Below are 16,802 nucleotides of genomic sequence, written 5' to 3' on the forward strand. Positions count from 1 at the left end.
TATATAGTGGATTAACTTTAAACCAGTACGGCGTTGCCTCGCCTTGCCGTACTATCTGTACTGTCTGCGGCTTCGTCGCCTTGTCCTGATTTAAATTTAATCCACTATAGTTTTTACCAACCGCCGCACACCTGAAACCCTAACTATGCACATTCTCACTTTTAGTGTGCATTATTAGTGTTTTAGCGTGCGGCATTCTGAAAGGAACGAAATGTTCGATAAACACGTTAAAACCTTCCAATACGGCAATCACACCGTTACTTTGGAAACCGGCGAAATCGCGCGTCAAGCGGCAGCGGCTGTTAAAGTATCGATGGGCGACACCGTCGTTTTGGTTGCTGTAACTACCAACAAAGAAGTCAAAGAAGGTCAAGATTTCTTCCCTCTGACTGTTGATTACCTTGAGCGCACTTACGCCGCAGGTAAAATCCCCGGCGGTTTCTTTAAGCGTGAAGGCAAACAAAGCGAAAAAGAAATCCTGACCAGCCGTCTGATTGACCGTCCTATCCGCCCGCTGTTCCCTGAAGGTTTCTACCACGACATCCAAATCGTTGCGATGGTGGTTTCCGTTGATCCTGAAATCGATTCTGACATCCCTGCCATGCTCGGCGCGTCCGCTGCGCTGGTGTTGAGCGGCGTACCGTTTGCCGGTCCGATTGGTGCCGCGCGCGTAGGTTATGTAAACGGCGTGTACGTATTGAACCCGACCAAAGCCGAATTGGCGAAATCCAAGCTGGACTTGGTGGTTGCAGGTACATCCAAAGCCGTTTTAATGGTGGAATCTGAAGCTAAAATCCTGCCGGAAGATGTGATGCTGGGTGCAGTTGTTTACGGTCACGACCAAATGCAGGTAGCAATTAACGCTATCAATGAGTTCGCCGACGAAGTAAACCCTGAAGTATGGGATTGGAAAGCGCCTGAAGCCAATGAAGAATTAGTTGCCAAAGTGCGCGAAATTGCCGGCGAAGCGATTAAAGAAGCGTTCAAAATCCGTCAAAAACAAGCGCGTTCCGCTAAATTGGACGAGGCTTGGAACGCAGTAAAAGATGCGCTGATTACCGAAGAAACCGATACTTTGGCTGCCAACGAAATCAAAGGCATCTTCAAACATTTGGAAGCCGACGTTGTCCGCACCCAAATTTTGGAAGGTCAGCCGCGTATCGACGGTCGTGATACCCGCACCGTCCGTCCGTTGAACATTCAAACCGGCGTACTGCCGCGTACACACGGTTCCGCCTTGTTTACCCGTGGCGAAACCCAAGCCCTTGCCGTAGCGACTTTGGGGACTTCTCGCGACGAGCAGATTATTGATGCGCTCTCCGGTGAATACACCGACCGCTTTATGCTGCATTACAACTTCCCGCCGTATTCTACCGGCGAAGTAGGTCGCGTCGGCGCGCCGAAACGCCGCGAAATCGGACATGGCCGTTTGGCAAAACGCGCACTGGTTGCCGTATTGCCGTCTCCTGAAGAATTCAGCTACACCATGCGTGTTGTTTCCGAAATTACCGAGTCTAATGGTTCGTCTTCTATGGCTTCTGTCTGCGGCGGCTGCTTGAGCCTGCTGTCTGCCGGTGTGCCTTTGAAAGCACACGTTGCCGGTATCGCGATGGGTCTGATTTTGGACAACAACAAATTCGCCGTATTGACCGACATCTTGGGTGATGAAGACCACTTGGGCGACATGGACTTTAAAGTTGCCGGTACGACCGAAGGCGTGACTGCGCTGCAAATGGACATCAAAATCCAAGGCATTACCAAAGAAATCATGCAGATTGCTTTGGCACAAGCCAAAGACGCGCGTCTGCACATCTTGGAACAGATGAAAGCCGCCGTGGCAGGTCCGCAAGAGCTGTCCGCTCACGCTCCGCGCCTGTTCACCATGAAAATCAACCAAGACAAAATCCGTGAAGTCATTGGCAAAGGCGGTGAAACCATCCGTGCGATTACTGCTGAAACCGGTACTGAAATCAATATTGCGGAAGACGGCACCATCACTATTGCTGCAACCACTCAAGAAGCCGGCGACGCTGCGAAAAAACGTATCGAAGAAATCACTGCCGAAGTGGAAGTGGGCAAAGTGTACGAAGGTACTGTGGTTAAAATCCTCGACAACAACGTCGGCGCCATCGTCAGCGTGATGCCGGGCAAAGACGGTTTGGTACACATCAGCCAAATCGCCCACGAGCGCGTACGCAACGTCAGCGACTATCTGCAAGTCGGTCAGGTTGTGAATGTGAAAGCATTGGAAGTGGACGACCGCGGCCGCGTGCGTCTGTCTATCAAAGCATTGACCGAAGCTCCTGCGCGCGAAGAAAAAGCGCCTGAATAATCGTTGAGCCGATTTTGATTGATGAAAGGTCGTCTGAAAGATTTCAGACGACCTTTTTTACTGAATGCGGATAAACAAAGTAGGGGGCAGGAATGTGGAATTATAGTGGATTAACTTTAAACCAGTACGGCGTTGCCTCGCCTTGTCCTGATTTAAATTTAATCCACTATAAGTTGCCTTGTGTCGGAACTTTGATTTATCGTTCTTTTTGAACAGCAATTAGATTGAATGTTGAAGAGGTCGTCTGAAAACCATTTTCCTTGGTTTTCAGACGACCTCTTTCTTTATAGGCAACATTTGCCGAAACGCAGTTTTTTATTCAGACCGGAAGCGTAAGTAAGCTGCTTGATGACCAGTATGTTAGTGTGGTCTTCTAGGGCGCGTATGCTGTGGGTTTCGTTGGGTTCAAGGCGGACGACTTGGAGTCCTTGCGTGGAGAGGGTTTTGGTTTGGGTGATGATTTTGGCGCTGCCGTTGAGTACCAGCAGGAGAATAATGGCATCGGCTTGATAATCGGGGATTTCATTATCCTTTTGCAGGGAGAGTTGAACGATTTCTTGGTCGATATCACTATGGATAACGCCGCCGAGCAAGGCTTTGGGATCTAGGGTGTATTGTTGCATGATGACTCCTTGAAAAGAAAAGCTTTGAGAAAGATTTCAAAAGACGGAAATGTCTTGAGGGTCGTCTGAAAAATACTGGAGACGGCAATAAGTTTGATTGTACGGGTGTATCGGCGGGAGAAATTCAATATAAGTCAATATTGTTGTGGATTGTGCGGTTGGCTTTTGTCTTTGAAAATAAAAACCGCCCAATTGGGGCGGTTTTGTATGGCATTGATTTTAAAATGCAACGTAGTTTGCAGGATTGACCGGTTTGCCGTTTTGGCGCACTTCAAAATGCAGTTGCGTGCGGCTGGCGTCTGTGTTGCCCATGTTTGCGATGGTTTGGCCGCGTTTGACTTGTTGTCCTTCGTTGACCAGCAAGCGTTGGTTGTGGCCGTATGCGCTCAGATAAGATGAGTTGTGTTGGATGATGACCAGGTTGCCGTAACCGCGCAATCCTGAGCCGGCATAGACGACTTTGCCGTCAGCAGCAGCAACGACGGGTTGACCGGCTGTACCGCCGATATCTACGCCTTTGTTGCTGCCGCCGAAGTTGCTGATGACGTTGCCGACGGTCGGACGTTGCCATGTGATGCCGCTGACTGTGCGGGTACCGCCTGTGGAAACGGTCGGGGTGTTAAGCGGTGCGGGAGTAGGTTTGGGAGAGGCGGTGTGTGTCGGAGGAGGTGTCGGAACAGACGCAGTAGCGGCTGGGGCGCTGTAACCGTTCGGTTTGACGCGGAGGGTTTGTCCGACGCTGATGGTGTTGTCTGCCAAGCCGTTCCATGCGCGGAGGTTGTCTTGCGTAATTTGGTAACGTTTGGAAATGTTATAGACGGTATCGCCGCGCACTACGGTGTGTGTTGCGGCATTGATGTCCACCGGCGCGTAAGAAGGCGTGTAAGAACCGGTAGGACCGGAAGGGTAGCTGCTGTTGGCAGGAGGAGTGGAGGCGGGAGGGGTATAAGGGGCGTCGTTGTTGGCCGCATTAGTTTCGTAAGGCGCTGCACCATATGGATTGTTGGAGGCTGTGTTTGCAGAACCGGAATTGCTGCCGGAATTGCCTACGACGACGGGCGCAGGTTGTTGGCTGGCGCATGCGCTGAGTATGAGGGCGAGGGCTGCCGACCCTGCGTAAAATGCGGTTTTTTTCAACATGATTGGATGACCTTTATATCGGGTTGTTGTTTTATTGGGACATATCATAATAAAAATACGCCCTGTTCTCAAGTATTGCAGCCGTTAGTAACTGTTAAAGTGCCTGATTTTGACTGGTTCGCCTGTTTGAAAATCTGACGGACAGCGGGTATGGGTTTAATGTAGGGGTTCATTTCAAAATAACTGTTTATAGTGGATTAACTTTAAACCAGGATGGCGTTGCCTCGCCTTAGCTCAAAGAGAACGATTCTCTAAGGTGCTGAAGCACCAAGTGAATCGGTTCCGTACTATCTGTACTGTCTGCGGCTTCGTCGCCTTGTCCTGATTTAAAGTTAATCCACTATATCAGAAGCAGGTCGTCTGAAAAGGTTATGTGTTTGAGGGTTTTATGCCTTGCCAAAACTCGTTGACGCTTTGGAGTTGGTTATAGGCTGTCAGGTCGATTTGCAGGGGGGTGATGGTGATGAATCCTGCTTCGCACTCTCCAAAGTCGGTGCCTTCCTCTTGGTCGGAAATGTTGCCGACCGGCCCTATCCAGTAAATCGGTTCTCCGCGCGGATTGTGCATGGGGACGATACTTTGCTCGTGGTGTCTTCTGCCCAATCGTGTAATTTTAATGCCCTGTATGTCTTCAGGCATGACTGCGGGGATATTGATATTCCACAGGATAGGCTCTTTAGGAGGATTTTTTAACAAATATTCTAGCAATATCCAAACGGATTTTTCAGCGGTTTTCCAATAGCGGCCGCGTGAATCATTCAATGAAAAAGCGATGGCGGGAATGCCCATCAGATAGGCTTCGGTTGCTGCGGCGACTGTACCTGAGTAGAGGGTATCATCTCCCATGTTGGCGCCATTGTTTATTCCGGATAAGACCAAATCGGGTTTGAAATCGGGCAGGGCGTGTTGTCCGACATGGATACAGTCGGTTGGCGTTCCGCTGACATAGTAAAAACCGTTTGAGGCTTCTTTTATTTGCAGCGGGCGGTCAAGTGTTAAAGAATTGCTGACGCCGCTGCGGTCGCGTTCGGGTGCAACTACGCGGACATTGGCAAATTCTGCTGCAACGCGTGCCAAAATAGCAATGCCGGGGGCTAGGTAGCCGTCGTCGTTGGAAATTAAGATATTCATAATTGTATCCGTAACATAATCTGGGCAGTCTAACGGTTGATGATAAAGTTTGTCTATTTTTCAGATGATTTTATGTGTGTGGCGAATTGCAGGTCGTCTGAAAGAGAGAGTTCATACAATTTGCTTTATAACAATATTTGAAGTCGTGCGGTGAGAGGGAATTTTTGTAAAAGAAGGGGTGATTTATTTCTTATCAGATAATCCGCAATGCATTACAATAACAAATCGTAATCCTTATTTACAAACTACTTTCGGGAGTTATTGAAATGCGCCGTTTTTCTTATCTAATCGCTTTGTCTTCAGTATTAGCCATTTCTGCATGTGCTAGTAACCAATCAAAATCGGAGTCTTCTGCCGGAAATTCAGGCTCGGCTTCATCTCATGAACAACATGCCGGGAAAGATTCAGGAGCATGCCGCAGTGTGGGGGAAGGGCATAAAGTGAATGGCAAAGGAAAAAATGACGTTTATATGTGTAAGGCAAGTGTTGCACTGAATTCCGATGAAGCGAAATCTGTTCTGAATCCTAATATCAAAGTTTCTTACGGCAGCACCGGTAATACCACTTTGGTCTCCCGTCAAATTGCCAACATGGTCGGTAAAAGTCCGGAGGAATCCTGCCAGCGTGCTTTCTTGAGTACAGTGAAACGCTTCCAAAGCACTGCGGTACAAAGAAAAGCGAAATCCGTACGCTTAGTCAGCTATTTTGACAAAAAAACCGTTGGCGGCAATGAGTATGAATGCCATGTTGCTACTTGGAACAGCCGAGTGGTTTTAAAAGGAAGCTTGCATTAAAAGGGCGATGACCAAATTAGGGTTTGGCGGTAATTTGGTCTAACTGTTATCTTTAAATGGTAGCTTGATGCTTGCAATGTGTTGAAATGAGCCGGTGGGTATATGCTGCCGGCTCATTTTGGTTTTAGAAAATTTTGTTTTGGATGTCCGATGAAGAAGCATTTGTATTGCCTGCTCGGAGATGAGCTACTTGCCGAAACTTATTGTGATGATTCTTTAAGTCAGCATGATAGGCAGAGGATAGCCCAATCACCGCAATTGTCGGAAAGAATAGATTGGAAAGTCAGTCGCGCCCTTAAGCAAAAATCAAAACATCCAATCGTTTCGCTCAGCCATAGTCACGGCATTGCTGCGGTATTGTGTACATCAAATAGTCTGTCCGCCGGTGTGGATGTTGAGAAAATCCGTTTTCGTGATTTTCAGGCGTTGGCGGAGTGGGTATGTGTTGAGTGGGAAAAGGAATATTTGGTATCCAGGGATTGGGATAAGGAAGAATTTTATCGACTATGGTGCATTAAAGAAGCACTGTTGAAGGCGGCGGATTTGGATTTTCCCGAGGATATGCGCAAGGTTGGCTATCGATTTACAGCAGATGGAAAAAAGGGAATACAGGTGTGCGGATGTTCGGATTGGCATGGAATGACAGCGATGTTGTCTGATGGATTTGCTGTTGCCTGTGTTTGGCAGGGGAATGATGTTGAAGTTTATCTGGAATGTCACGGCGGGATAGATAAGGCTGATTTGATGAGGATAGAGGTCGTCTGAAAACAGAATATTTTCAGACAGCATTGTCTGCTTGTGACAGACTTGAATTTCGGTTATAATTCGACGCTTTCAACCTTGCCTTTTGCTTTCGCATGGCAAAAGGCTGTATTTAATCATCCATAAGGAGATAACATGCGTCATTATGAGATCGTGTTTATCGTTCATCCTGATCAAAGCGAGCAAGTGCCTGCTATGGTTGAACGTTACAAAACCATGATTGCCGAAGCCGGCGGCAAAATCCACCGCTTGGAAGACTGGGGCCGCCGTCAACTGGCTTACCCGATTAACAAAATCCACAAAGCACACTATGTTTTGATGAACATCGAAACTACTCCTGAAGTAGTTGAAGAGCTGGAAACCGCTTTCCGCTTTAACGATGCCGTACTGCGCCATCTGACCATCAAAACAAAACATGCTGTAACCGAAGCCTCTCCTATGCTAGGCGGCGAAAAAGCAAAAAACTTGCTGAACGGTGCGGCTGAAGAAGTTGCAGCAGCTGAATAAGATTGGATAATCTTACAAAGCTTACCGCCCTGATTTACAAGGTTGAATCCTTGAGATACACACCGGCAGGAATCCCTGTTTTGGATATTATGTTAAAGCATGAATCTTGGCAGAAAGAAAACGGGCAAAAATGCCTGGTCAGTTTTGAAATTCCCGCGCGTATTTTAGGTAAGCAGGCTGAAGAATGGCAGTATCGGCAAGATACGATGGTTGAAGCAGAAGGCTTTCTCGCACAGCGAAGCAAACGCTTCCCAAGGCCGATACTCCGCATACAGAACATTAAAGAATATAAAGGTTAAACGACAATGGCTCGTCAATCATTCAAACGTAGAAAATTCTGCCGCTTTACGGCTGAAAAAATCCAAGAAGTCGATTACAAACAAGTTGATCTGCTGAAAGACTTCATTTCTGAAAACGGCAAAATCATCCCTGCCCGCATCACCGGCACCAAAGCGCATTACCAACGCCAATTGGCTACTGCAGTCAAACGCGCACGCTTCCTGGCTCTGTTGCCTTACACCGATCAACACAAATAATTTTGGAGTTTAAATCATGCAAATTATTCTGTTAGAGAAAATCGGCGGTTTGGGCAACCTGGGCGACATCGTTACCGTAAAAAATGGTTACGCCCGCAACTTCCTGATTCCTGCCGGCAAAGCCAAACGCGCTACTGAAGCCAATATGAAAGAATTCGAAGCACGCCGTGCCGAATTGGAAGCCAAACAAGCCGAAATCTTGGCCGATGCTAAAGCACGTCAAGAAAAACTGGACGGTCAAACCATCACTATCGCTCAAAAAGCAGGTGTGGACGGTCGTCTGTTCGGTTCTGTTACCAATGCCGACATCGCTGCTGCGATTGTTGCTTCAGGTGTTGAAGCTGCAAAATCCAACGTACGCCTGCCTAACGGTCCTCTGAAAGCCGTAGGCGAGTACGAAGTTGAAGTGGCTCTGCACACTGACGCTGTTGCTGCGATTACCGTTGCTGTTGTTGCAGCTGCCGAGTAATAGACAGTCTTAAAAGGTCGTCTGAAAGGGAATGGAATGTATATTCCTACCATCTTTCAGACGACCTTTTTGCATAATTAAGACTGCTTCTTTAGTGACTATAAATCCAGATATGAAAAAACTTATTCCTTCTCTTGCAATATCAACCGCGTTGCTGCTCGTTGCTTGCAATACAACCAAAACAAACGTTGAGTCCGCTAAAACGGTTGAGCCGATTAATCAAAGCAAAAACCAGCGTCCTGCTTTTGATTCTGCTGCGGAATCGGTTGCCAGCAGCGGCTTTAATGCCAACACCAATGTCCGCCAGTTTATCCGTTATGAAGCAGCGAAAAAGCAATTTACGGAAGCTGAATTGCAAAACTTCTTCAATGGCGTGGTTTACAAAGGCAATATCATCAATATTATGTACCGCCCGTCAACTTCTCGCCCTTGGTATGAATTCCGCACGGGCAACTCCGGTGCGACGAAATTCAACGGCGGCAAACAATTTTACGCTGCTAACCGTGCCGTTATCGATGATGTGGCGCGCAAATATGGTGTACCTGCCGAGCTGATTGTGGCGATTATCGGGATTGAGACCAACTACGGTAAAAACACGGGCAGTTTCCGCGTTGCCGATGCTTTGAGTACCTTGGGTTTTGATTATCCGCGCCGCGCCGAGTTTTTCCAAAACGAGCTGATTGAGCTTTTGCTGATGGCGAAAGAAGAAAAAGAGAACGTTTTTGACTTCAAAGGCAGCTATGCGGGCGCGATGGGTATGCCGCAATTCATGCCTTCGAGCTATCGCAAATGGGCGGTTGATTATGATGGCGACGGACACCGCGATATTTGGAACAATATCGGTGACGTTGCCGCCTCTGTTGCCAATTATATGAAGCAACATGGCTGGAAAACAGGTGGCAAAATGATTGTTCCCGTCAATCTGACGATTACGCCTGACTTGAAAGCCATCATTGATGAAAAAACCGCATTGAACCGTACCGTTGCGGATTTCAAAGCGATGGGCGTGGTGCCGCAACAAGCAGTTGCCGACAATGAGAAAGCCGTTTTGTTCAGCCTGGAAACCAGTCCGGGCGTATTTGAATATTATCTCGGTCTGAATAATTTCTATACGGTTTGGCAGTATAACAACAGCCGAATGTATGTTACTGCCGTGCGTGATATCGCCAATGCAATCAACAATAACGGTTTGTAATGTTTAAAAACCACCTTTTTCAAGGTGGTTTTTTATTTGAGAGCTTGAAATCAATTCACTCCAAACTCAAGCAATCAAACGGATTTTCATGCCGTAATGCTTTTTGCCATGCCCCGACACAAACTGCCCGCCGCGCGCAGGCGATAAAAAGGCGTTGCCTTCGGCGGTAGGCTCGGCGCAGGTGTATTGTCCGTTTCGGTCGCTCCAAAGCGCGTAAACGGGCAAGTTTTGCGTTCGGATGTCGAGTTTCAGTCCGTCAAACGCAACATGTGTATCCGACGGCGAGGAGACAAATTCCGTGTGTGCGATATAGTCGGCATCGTAGGGCGCGCCGTTGAAATCGAATTGGGTGCCGACGGCGGGGAAATAGGGATGGAAACCGGGCGAAGTGCGCACGGGCGCGTCGCCGTAATTGCAGACGGTCAACGTGGCGACTGCTTCGTTTTCGTTCGGCAGGCTGTAATCCAGCAGCCATTCGACGTTTTCGTAGCCCTTTGCCGTGCTGATCAATCTCAAGCCGACATCCGATTCGTTTTGATAACGGATTTTCCAAGTAGAGGTTCTGCCGAAACCGTGTTGCGCCAAATGGTTTTTACCGTCCGGTCCGAACTGCGGCAGGCAGACGTGCATCCCGCCGCGTAATTTTGTATCAGCACCGACTTGGACGCTGGTTTTCGGAAATAACACTTCCTGGCCTTGTAGAACCAAATTGTCCACATATGCGCCCAGGGTGTTTATCTGCATGGATGCGGAATGGTTGCGTAAGATGATTTCAGACATGGTGATTTGTTCTTCAAGATATTTTAGATTTTGTAATATTCTAACGATTATACACGCGCCTTTCCCGATATGCAGACAGAAAATCCTTAATAAAAATCAAAAAAATGCTAAAATACCCGTCATCTTTCAAGGTCGTCTGAAAGGCGTTCAACCACTTTTCAGACGACCTTCCGATTTATTTCCAGCAGAGAAAACCTTATGGCTTATCAAGTTCTTGCCCGCAAATGGCGTCCGAAAACCTTTGCCGATTTAGTCGGTCAGGAACACGTCGTCAAAGCCTTGCGCAACGCGCTGGACGAAGGTCGCCTGCACCATGCCTACCTGCTGACCGGCACGCGCGGGGTCGGGAAAACCACCATCGCCCGTATTCTGGCGAAAAGCCTGAACTGCGAAAACGCGCAACACGGCGAACCTTGCGGCGTGTGCCAAAGCTGTACACAAATCGACACCGGACGCTACGTCGACCTGCTGGAAATCGACGCCGCCTCCAATACCGGCATCGACAACATCCGCGAAGTATTGGAAAACGCCCAATACGCGCCGACCGCCGGCAAATACAAAGTCTATATCATCGACGAAGTGCATATGCTCTCCAAAAGCGCGTTCAACGCGATGCTGAAAACGCTGGAAGAGCCGCCCGAACACGTCAAATTCATTCTCGCGACCACCGATCCGCACAAAGTCCCCATTACCGTTTTGAGCCGCTGCCTGCAATTTGTCTTGCGCAACATGACTTCGCAGCAGGTTGCCGATCACCTTGCTCACGTTTTAAACAACGAAAACATCGCCTACGAACCTGCCGCCCTGCAACTTTTAGGCCGTGCCGCCGCAGGCTCGATGCGCGATGCCTTAAGTCTGCTTGACCAAGCCATCGCCATGGGTTCGGGCAGCGTTGCCGAACAAGACGTCCGCCAAATGATTGGCGCGGTCGACAAACAATATCTGTACGAACTGCTGGCGGGCATCGTCAACCAAGACGGTGAAGCCCTGCTGGCGAAAGCGCAGGAAATGGCGGCGCGCGCCATCGGCTTTGACAGCGCGTTGAGCGAACTTGCCATGCTGTTGCAACGCCTCGCCTTGATACAGGCAGTCCCTTCCGCCTTGGCGCACGACGACCCTGAGCGCGAAACTCTGTTGCAACTGAGCCAGGCACTCAGCGGCGAACAAATTCAGCTTTATTATCAATGCGCGATTCACGGCAAACAGGATTTGAGCCTTGCGCCCGACGAATACGCCGGCTTCGTCATGACCCTGTTGCGTATGCTTGCGTTCGCGCCGTTGGCGGCGGATGCGCATGACGTTGGTGGACATATTGAAAATATCGAGCTGCATTCTGCTGAAACGGGTGTCCATACCGCAAAAAAGCCTTTGCAACTTCCCCAGTCTGAAGCCACCAAACCACCCGTTCAGACGACCTCCGCGCCTGCAACGTCGTCTGAAAACAAAGTTGCCGAAACGGTTCCGACTCAAGGAAACAACGACGTTCCACCTTGGGAAGACGCGCCGAGCGATGTGGAAACCGTAACGGACACGCCTGCGCAAGCGGAGGCAGAGAGCATTCAGACGACCTCCGAAGCAGTAGAGACAGACAAACAGTCCGCAAACGAAGCAGAAACGCCGTCTCAGACGACCCCTCAAGACGAAACGTCGTCTGAAAATCAAGTTTCCGATAACGAGGCAGCAAACAACGAAACCGACGTTTCCTTGTCTGAGACGTCGTCTGAAAACCCCATTCAGATGACCCCGATTGAAGAAGCCGTGGACGCAGAAGCATTTGCGCATGAAGCCCCCGTAGCGCCTTTCTACGATTACGGTGCGCCCGATCATGACTACCCCGTAGAAGACAGCGCGGAAATGCCCCCGCCGCCGGATTGGGAACACGCCGTCCCTGCCGATACGGCAGAATCGGAAGCCGAAGAAGACCACGACGACGAAGAAGGCACGCAGTTCGCCCCGTTGCCCGAGTTTTCCACCGAAAATTGGGCGGCAATCGTCCGACATTTCGCCCGCAAGCTCGGCGCCGCGCAAATGCTGGCGCAACACGCCGCATGGACGAACTACGACGCAGGCAGCCATCTGATGATGCTGTCGATGACCGACGAAGCCCGCGCGACCGCCAACAAAGAGCGGCTCGACAAAATCAAAAACACGCTTGCCAAAGCCTACGGTCTGCCATTGAAATTGCAAACCGAACCGTGGCGCGACGATGCGGGCTGGGAAACTCCGACCATGCGCCGCCAGCGTCTCCAACTTGAAGGCAGACAGCAGGCACAGGATTTGCTCGAAGCCGACGAAACCGCGCGTCAGGTTTTAAAAGTTTTCGAAGCCCAATGGCAGCCTGATTCTTTAGAACTGGCGGAGCAGGCGGAATAACAGTAATCAAGGATTTCCGTTTCCATTCGGATACATAAACATTCAGGTCGTCTGAAAACCATCAAACCGCTTTCAGACGACCCTTAGACACCAAAACGGTATAACCCCATCACCTTAACGATTCAACCACAGGAGTTTTAAATATGTTCGGAAAAGCCGGATTAGGCGGCCTGATGAAACAGGCGCAGCAAATGCAGGAAAACATGAAAAAAGCGCAAGCGAAACTTGCCGAGACCGAAGTAGAAGGCGAAGCAGGCAACGGCTTGGTTAAAGTCGTGATGACCTGTTCCCACGTTGTCCGCAAACTCGAAATCAGCCCCGACCTGATTCAAGAAGCCGCAGACGACAAAGAAATGCTCGAAGATTTGGTGCTTGCCGCCATCAACGCCGCTTCTGAAAAAGCCGAAGAAACCACCAATAAAACCATGGGTGCATTCACCCAAGGCCTGCCCGCAGGCATGGGCGATTTCTTCCGCTAAACCCGCGCCGCAAAGCAAAAAAGGTCGTCTGAAACGCCGAAAAGCAGTTCAGACGACCTTCGGATTATTTGTTGGGCGGATTGAAATAAACAAACCGGCAGGCATATTGAATGCGTCATTGCATTCAAACCCGCTCAATCAATATTAAAAACCAACCGACACACCAAACAAAATGAAACCGTCCCTTCCCATCCGCTCACTTCTTCTAAGCTGTATGCTCGCCGCAGCAAGCGCAAACAGCCTTGCCGCCGCAACCGTCATTACTTCTCCGGACAAACAGTTCAGCGTCAGAAAAGTCTGCAACCATAAAACTCAAGAATGCTCTTTCTTTGCAAGCAAAAAAGCCATTGCAAAAAATCTTCCCGAAGACAGGACGAGCTATGAATGGCTTGGCAATACCTTTGCATTAAGGATCAGCTTCGGATCGTATGTTTCCTACACCACCTTCGCCGACCGTACCCACAAGCCCCATACGCTTTCCTCTGTCATCGCCACCGACAGCAAAACGCAATGCGCCGTGACCGCAGATAATAAAGGCGTGTCTTTCTACTCGCTGTTTCATGAAAAACCAGTCAAATTCATTTCCGCAAAAGACAAAAAATTCGGCTTCATCCAAGATGTCGCCACGCTGGAATCCGTCGTCAAGGCAGAATTCAAAGGCAAGAAAGTCCACATGACGTATATGAACAAAGCCGAACGCGATGTCTCAGTCGTTTTAGACAATCCGTGTGTGAAATGATGTGCCAAGTTTGATGGACGAGGTCGTCTGAAAAGATGCCGTTCATTCAAAAACGAAGCAGCCCGAAACCTGACTGAAAAAAGGTTTCGGGCTGTTTGCGCCTGTTTGGCAAGCCGAAGCGGGTAGGGTGCAAGGCGTGCCGGTTGGGCGGATTGTTTCTTTTAGCGTTTGGGCGAGAGCTGGTCCACCAAGCCGCCGTCGGCAAAATATTTCTTCATGATTTCCGGCCATGTGCCGAATTTTTCATTCGGATTGAACGTTTCGATATCTGGGAAATCAGCTTTGTGTGCGGCGAGGACTTCGCTGTCGCGCGGACGCAGATACAATTTGGCGGCAAGCTCTTGGGCGGGTTTGCTCCAAAGGTAGGACAGATATTCCTGCGCCGCCTGCTGCGTACCTTTTTTATCCGCCACGCTGTCCACGACGGCAACCGGCGTTTCCGACAAAATCGTGTAGCTCGGGTAAACAATCTCAAATTGATCTTGAGTCAGTTTTTTGCTGACATGATTCGCCTCGTTTTCAAAAGTAATCAAAACATCGCCGATATTGCGCTGACTGAACGTCGTCGTTGCCGCCCTGCCGCCGCTTTCAAATACCGGCGTGTTTTTCAACAAAGCAGCGACAAATTCCTTGGTTTTGCCTTCATCTCCGCCAAACGCCTTCAAACCGTAGCCGTATGCGCCCAAAAAGGCGTAGCGGCCGTTGCCCGTGGTTTTCGGGTTGGCGAGTACGATTTTTACCCCGTCTTTGGTCAAATCGTTCCAATCCTTGATTTGCTTCGGATTGCCTTTGCGGACGAGGAAAACTGTCGTGCTGGTGTAAGGCACGGCTTGGTCGGGCAGGCGTTTAGCCCAGTCGGATTTGACCAAGCCTTTTTGTTCGAGCAGCTCGATGTCGGAAGTCTGATTCATGGTCACCACGTCCGCCGCCAAACCGTTCGCCACAGATAAAGCCTGCTTGCTGGAGCCACCGTGAGACTGCTGGATTTCAATAGACTCGCCATGATGCTTTGCCTGATATTCTTTAATAAATAACGGGTTATATTCTTTGTAAAAATCCCGTGCCACATCATAAGACACATTTAAAAGCGTAATGCCCTTGCCGTTTGCCGCCGGCGCAGCCGCCTTGTCGGCAGCCTGTTCGGACTTGGGCGAGCAGGCGGAAAGGGCAATGATGGCAGCCAGCGACAGTATGCGGATATTCATTCGACACTCCTGAAAAATTCGGAAAACAATTCGCCCGATTCATTGCCGATAAGGACGTAACGCACAAAGCATGAACAGGCAGTGATTACAAAGCACTTTATCTCGAAAGAATAAAAAGCGGAAATAATGTTTGCTTCGGCGGATATCAATTTTGGTTATAAGGTCGTCTGAAAAGCAGGTTTCATTTTCAGACGACCTCCGCCGACGGAATCTTGTTTTGATTATAGTGGCTTAACTTTAAACCAGTACGGCGTTACCTCGCCTTGTCCTGATTTAGTTAATCCACTATATCCGGCGAAAACGTAAAAAAGGTCGTCTGAAAACGGATTCCGGTTCATATAGAACCGAATCAGCCGTTTTCAGACGACCTTTTCGCAAGCAATCACAAAGCCGCGTCGTATCCGCCGTCTTCCACCGCGTCAATCAACGCCGCCGCATTGGTTTTCGCCGGATCAAATTCAATAACGGCATTTTTGTTTTCCAAACTGACTTCGGCTTTGGCTACGCCGTCGATGCCTGTCAAAATGCGGGTAACACTTTTGACGCAACCGCCGCAAGTCATCCCGTCGATATGAAGCGTGAGGGTTTCCATAGGGTTTCCTTTCTGTGGGCAAATATCGTGAAATCCGACAGGCCGCCGCAACACTTCAACGCAAACGATGTGCCCAAATGTCGAAACACAAATGCTTGTAGGATTTCATCCTAGATTGTAGAAAATATCCAAGACCGTACTGTAAACCCTCAAGAGGCAAAGTCAAGCGGGTCGTCTGAAAAAAGCCGCACGCTGCCGCCGTGTTGTAGCGTCAGGCAATCAAGATGCTGCCAAACGGTTGAAACGTTTGGGTAAATAAGCGCGGTTTGGGCGAGCCGCAGGTGTAATCCAAAAAATGCTAAAATCTCAAACTTAGGTCGTCTGAAAATCCATATAAAGAACGCAAATTGTTTTGTTGGACCGCCGCGCTCCCCCTAACGCAAGCTGCGCTTGCTTTGTATTACGGAGATTGATCATGATTGAATTTACAACGGGCAATATTTTCGAGAGCGATGCCGAAGCTTTGGTAAATGCCGTAAATTGTGTTGGTGTTATGGGGCGTGGCATTGCGTTGCAATTTAAAAATAAATATCCGGAGAATTTCAAGGCGTATCAGCAAGCGTGTAAACAAGAAGTTTTAAAGCCGGGCAAAATGTTTGTTTTTGAAACAGGGCAACTTGTCTTGCCAAGATGGATTATCAATTTTCCTACCAAGCGCCATTGGCGGGGGAAAAGCCGTATTGAAGATATCGAAAGTGGATTGATTGATTTGGTAAAAGTCATTCAAGAAAACAATATTCGTTCCATTGCCATTCCTCCGCTGGGGGCAGGGTTGGGCGGATTGGATTGGAATGAAGTACGCACGCGCATTGAAAAGGCGTTGAATCATATTGAAAACGTTAAAATTTTTGTCTATGAACCCATTGAAGCATCTGAAAGTGGCAAGCGCAGCTAGAGTGAACGGCAAGCATAATCCGACAAAACACCGAAACTTCAAATCAAAGGTCGTCTGAAAACAAGCGTGCAGCATTTTCAGACGACCTTTTTTATGGGAAACGGTGTGTTTTTGGGGTTTCGTTCGAGGATGGTTTCAGGGGTTGCCGAATTTTATAGTGGATTAAAATAAAAATGAGACAAGGCGGCAACGCCCGTCGTGTACGGGTAGTACATAAGGGCGTTGGCAACGCCGTATCATTGCAATTTTA

The 16,802-nt window shown here is 49.0% G+C and carries 18 protein-coding genes; 12 read left to right on the plus strand and 6 right to left on the minus strand.

Annotation, left to right across the window (positions count from 1 at the left end; all coding sequences use genetic code 11):
* Positions 1–211: 211 nt before the first annotated feature.
* Entirely contained in the window at positions 212–2,332 is a 2,121-nt protein-coding gene (pnp, locus tag HMPREF1051_RS03885) for a polyribonucleotide nucleotidyltransferase (protein WP_003764665.1), read from the plus strand.
* Positions 2,333–2,616: 284 nt separating this feature from the next.
* On the opposite strand, the gene HMPREF1051_RS03890 is transcribed toward pnp, so the two are convergent.
* The 3 genes from HMPREF1051_RS03890 to surE all read right to left on the minus strand — a co-directional run bounded on the left by HMPREF1051_RS03890 (position 2,617) and on the right by surE (position 5,226).
* Positions 2,617–2,955, minus strand: coding sequence for a hypothetical protein (locus HMPREF1051_RS03890; protein WP_003764687.1), 339 nt, complete (start codon positions 2,953–2,955; stop codon positions 2,617–2,619).
* Between the two features lie 219 nt (positions 2,956–3,174).
* Positions 3,175–4,095 carry a peptidoglycan DD-metalloendopeptidase family protein gene (locus HMPREF1051_RS03895; RefSeq protein WP_003764658.1) on the minus strand — a complete coding sequence of 307 codons (921 nt, stop codon included), beginning with the start codon at positions 4,093–4,095 and terminating at the stop codon, positions 3,175–3,177.
* Between the two features lie 369 nt (positions 4,096–4,464).
* Positions 4,465–5,226: a 5'/3'-nucleotidase SurE gene (gene surE, locus HMPREF1051_RS03900; RefSeq protein ID WP_003764657.1), complete on the minus strand. Its 762-nt coding sequence runs from the start codon at positions 5,224–5,226 to the stop codon at positions 4,465–4,467.
* Between the two features lie 266 nt (positions 5,227–5,492).
* Between surE and HMPREF1051_RS03905 the strand changes: the two genes are divergently transcribed.
* From HMPREF1051_RS03905 to mltB, 7 genes are all read left to right on the plus strand, one after another.
* Positions 5,493–6,020 carry a hypothetical protein gene (locus HMPREF1051_RS03905; RefSeq protein WP_231286251.1) on the plus strand — a complete coding sequence of 176 codons (528 nt, stop codon included), beginning with the start codon at positions 5,493–5,495 and terminating at the stop codon, positions 6,018–6,020.
* Between the two features lie 150 nt (positions 6,021–6,170).
* Positions 6,171–6,785 carry a 4'-phosphopantetheinyl transferase superfamily protein gene (locus HMPREF1051_RS03910; protein ID WP_036491711.1) on the plus strand — a complete coding sequence of 205 codons (615 nt, stop codon included), beginning with the start codon at positions 6,171–6,173 and terminating at the stop codon, positions 6,783–6,785.
* 132 nt (positions 6,786–6,917) lie between these two features.
* Complete coding sequence (gene rpsF / locus HMPREF1051_RS03915) at positions 6,918–7,289, plus strand: 30S ribosomal protein S6 (protein ID WP_003757376.1); 372 nt, start codon at positions 6,918–6,920, stop codon at positions 7,287–7,289.
* A 2-nt stretch (positions 7,290–7,291) separates the two neighbouring features.
* Positions 7,292–7,588 carry a primosomal replication protein N gene (gene priB / locus HMPREF1051_RS03920; protein ID WP_036491714.1) on the plus strand — a complete coding sequence of 99 codons (297 nt, stop codon included), beginning with the start codon at positions 7,292–7,294 and terminating at the stop codon, positions 7,586–7,588.
* 6 nt (positions 7,589–7,594) lie between these two features.
* Positions 7,595–7,825, plus strand: coding sequence for a 30S ribosomal protein S18 (gene rpsR / locus HMPREF1051_RS03925; RefSeq protein WP_003678863.1), 231 nt, complete (start codon positions 7,595–7,597; stop codon positions 7,823–7,825).
* Positions 7,826–7,841: 16 nt separating this feature from the next.
* On the plus strand, positions 7,842–8,294 hold the full coding sequence (gene rplI, locus HMPREF1051_RS03930) for a 50S ribosomal protein L9 (protein ID WP_003743490.1): 453 nt from the start codon (positions 7,842–7,844) through the stop codon (positions 8,292–8,294).
* Between the two features lie 112 nt (positions 8,295–8,406).
* A complete protein-coding gene (gene mltB, locus HMPREF1051_RS03935) occupies positions 8,407–9,489 on the plus strand; it encodes a lytic murein transglycosylase B (RefSeq protein WP_036491716.1) in 1,083 nt (360 codons plus the stop codon).
* A 66-nt stretch (positions 9,490–9,555) separates the two neighbouring features.
* Here the strand turns inward: mltB and HMPREF1051_RS03940 are convergent, their stop codons facing one another.
* The gene (locus tag HMPREF1051_RS03940) at positions 9,556–10,269 is read right to left on the minus strand and encodes an aldose 1-epimerase (RefSeq protein ID WP_003764673.1); all 714 of its coding nucleotides are present in this window, start codon (positions 10,267–10,269) and stop codon (positions 9,556–9,558) included.
* 198 nt (positions 10,270–10,467) lie between these two features.
* On the opposite strand from HMPREF1051_RS03940, the gene dnaX reads away from it, so the two are divergent.
* From dnaX to HMPREF1051_RS03955, 3 genes are all read left to right on the plus strand, one after another.
* Complete coding sequence (gene dnaX / locus HMPREF1051_RS03945) at positions 10,468–12,642, plus strand: DNA polymerase III subunit gamma/tau (RefSeq protein ID WP_003764659.1); 2,175 nt, start codon at positions 10,468–10,470, stop codon at positions 12,640–12,642.
* Between the two features lie 143 nt (positions 12,643–12,785).
* Positions 12,786–13,121 carry a YbaB/EbfC family nucleoid-associated protein gene (locus tag HMPREF1051_RS03950; protein WP_003678854.1) on the plus strand — a complete coding sequence of 112 codons (336 nt, stop codon included), beginning with the start codon at positions 12,786–12,788 and terminating at the stop codon, positions 13,119–13,121.
* A gap of 172 nt (positions 13,122–13,293) precedes the next feature.
* Positions 13,294–13,860 carry a hypothetical protein gene (locus tag HMPREF1051_RS03955; protein WP_036491719.1) on the plus strand — a complete coding sequence of 189 codons (567 nt, stop codon included), beginning with the start codon at positions 13,294–13,296 and terminating at the stop codon, positions 13,858–13,860.
* Between the two features lie 161 nt (positions 13,861–14,021).
* On the opposite strand, the gene HMPREF1051_RS03960 is transcribed toward HMPREF1051_RS03955, so the two are convergent.
* Both HMPREF1051_RS03960 and HMPREF1051_RS03965 read right to left on the minus strand, forming a co-directional pair.
* Complete coding sequence (locus HMPREF1051_RS03960; RefSeq protein WP_003764668.1) at positions 14,022–15,065, minus strand: sulfate ABC transporter substrate-binding protein; 1,044 nt, start codon at positions 15,063–15,065, stop codon at positions 14,022–14,024.
* A gap of 382 nt (positions 15,066–15,447) precedes the next feature.
* Entirely contained in the window at positions 15,448–15,657 is a 210-nt protein-coding gene (locus tag HMPREF1051_RS03965) for a heavy-metal-associated domain-containing protein (RefSeq protein ID WP_003757400.1), read from the minus strand.
* Between the two features lie 415 nt (positions 15,658–16,072).
* Here HMPREF1051_RS03965 and HMPREF1051_RS03970 point away from each other — a divergent pair, with 415 nt between their 5' ends.
* The gene (locus HMPREF1051_RS03970; RefSeq protein WP_003764683.1) at positions 16,073–16,552 is read left to right on the plus strand and encodes a macro domain-containing protein; all 480 of its coding nucleotides are present in this window, start codon (positions 16,073–16,075) and stop codon (positions 16,550–16,552) included.
* Positions 16,553–16,802 lie beyond the last annotated feature (250 nt).

Origin of the sequence: Neisseria sicca VK64, from assembly GCF_000260655.1 — a bacterium.
Taxonomy (GTDB): domain Bacteria; phylum Pseudomonadota; class Gammaproteobacteria; order Burkholderiales; family Neisseriaceae; genus Neisseria; species Neisseria sicca_B.

What these genes read in the sequence shown, in the direction of transcription:
- pnp (WP_003764665.1), top strand. Translation starts at nt 212, where the DNA reads ATGTTCGATAAACACGTTAAAACCTTCCAATACGGCAATCACACCGTT.
- HMPREF1051_RS03890 (WP_003764687.1), bottom strand. Translation starts at nt 2,955, where the DNA reads ATGCAACAATACACCCTAGATCCCAAAGCCTTGCTCGGCGGCGTTATC.
- HMPREF1051_RS03895 (WP_003764658.1), bottom strand. Translation starts at nt 4,095, where the DNA reads ATGTTGAAAAAAACCGCATTTTACGCAGGGTCGGCAGCCCTCGCCCTC.
- surE (WP_003764657.1), bottom strand. Translation starts at nt 5,226, where the DNA reads ATGAATATCTTAATTTCCAACGACGACGGCTACCTAGCCCCCGGCATT.
- HMPREF1051_RS03905 (WP_231286251.1), top strand. Translation starts at nt 5,493, where the DNA reads ATGCGCCGTTTTTCTTATCTAATCGCTTTGTCTTCAGTATTAGCCATT.
- HMPREF1051_RS03910 (WP_036491711.1), top strand. Translation starts at nt 6,171, where the DNA reads ATGAAGAAGCATTTGTATTGCCTGCTCGGAGATGAGCTACTTGCCGAA.
- rpsF (WP_003757376.1), top strand. Translation starts at nt 6,918, where the DNA reads ATGCGTCATTATGAGATCGTGTTTATCGTTCATCCTGATCAAAGCGAG.
- rpsR (WP_003678863.1), top strand. Translation starts at nt 7,595, where the DNA reads ATGGCTCGTCAATCATTCAAACGTAGAAAATTCTGCCGCTTTACGGCT.
- rplI (WP_003743490.1), top strand. Translation starts at nt 7,842, where the DNA reads ATGCAAATTATTCTGTTAGAGAAAATCGGCGGTTTGGGCAACCTGGGC.
- mltB (WP_036491716.1), top strand. Translation starts at nt 8,407, where the DNA reads ATGAAAAAACTTATTCCTTCTCTTGCAATATCAACCGCGTTGCTGCTC.
- HMPREF1051_RS03940 (WP_003764673.1), bottom strand. Translation starts at nt 10,269, where the DNA reads ATGTCTGAAATCATCTTACGCAACCATTCCGCATCCATGCAGATAAAC.
- dnaX (WP_003764659.1), top strand. Translation starts at nt 10,468, where the DNA reads ATGGCTTATCAAGTTCTTGCCCGCAAATGGCGTCCGAAAACCTTTGCC.
- HMPREF1051_RS03950 (WP_003678854.1), top strand. Translation starts at nt 12,786, where the DNA reads ATGTTCGGAAAAGCCGGATTAGGCGGCCTGATGAAACAGGCGCAGCAA.
- HMPREF1051_RS03955 (WP_036491719.1), top strand. Translation starts at nt 13,294, where the DNA reads ATGAAACCGTCCCTTCCCATCCGCTCACTTCTTCTAAGCTGTATGCTC.
- HMPREF1051_RS03960 (WP_003764668.1), bottom strand. Translation starts at nt 15,065, where the DNA reads ATGAATATCCGCATACTGTCGCTGGCTGCCATCATTGCCCTTTCCGCC.
- HMPREF1051_RS03965 (WP_003757400.1), bottom strand. Translation starts at nt 15,657, where the DNA reads ATGGAAACCCTCACGCTTCATATCGACGGGATGACTTGCGGCGGTTGC.
- HMPREF1051_RS03970 (WP_003764683.1), top strand. Translation starts at nt 16,073, where the DNA reads ATGATTGAATTTACAACGGGCAATATTTTCGAGAGCGATGCCGAAGCT.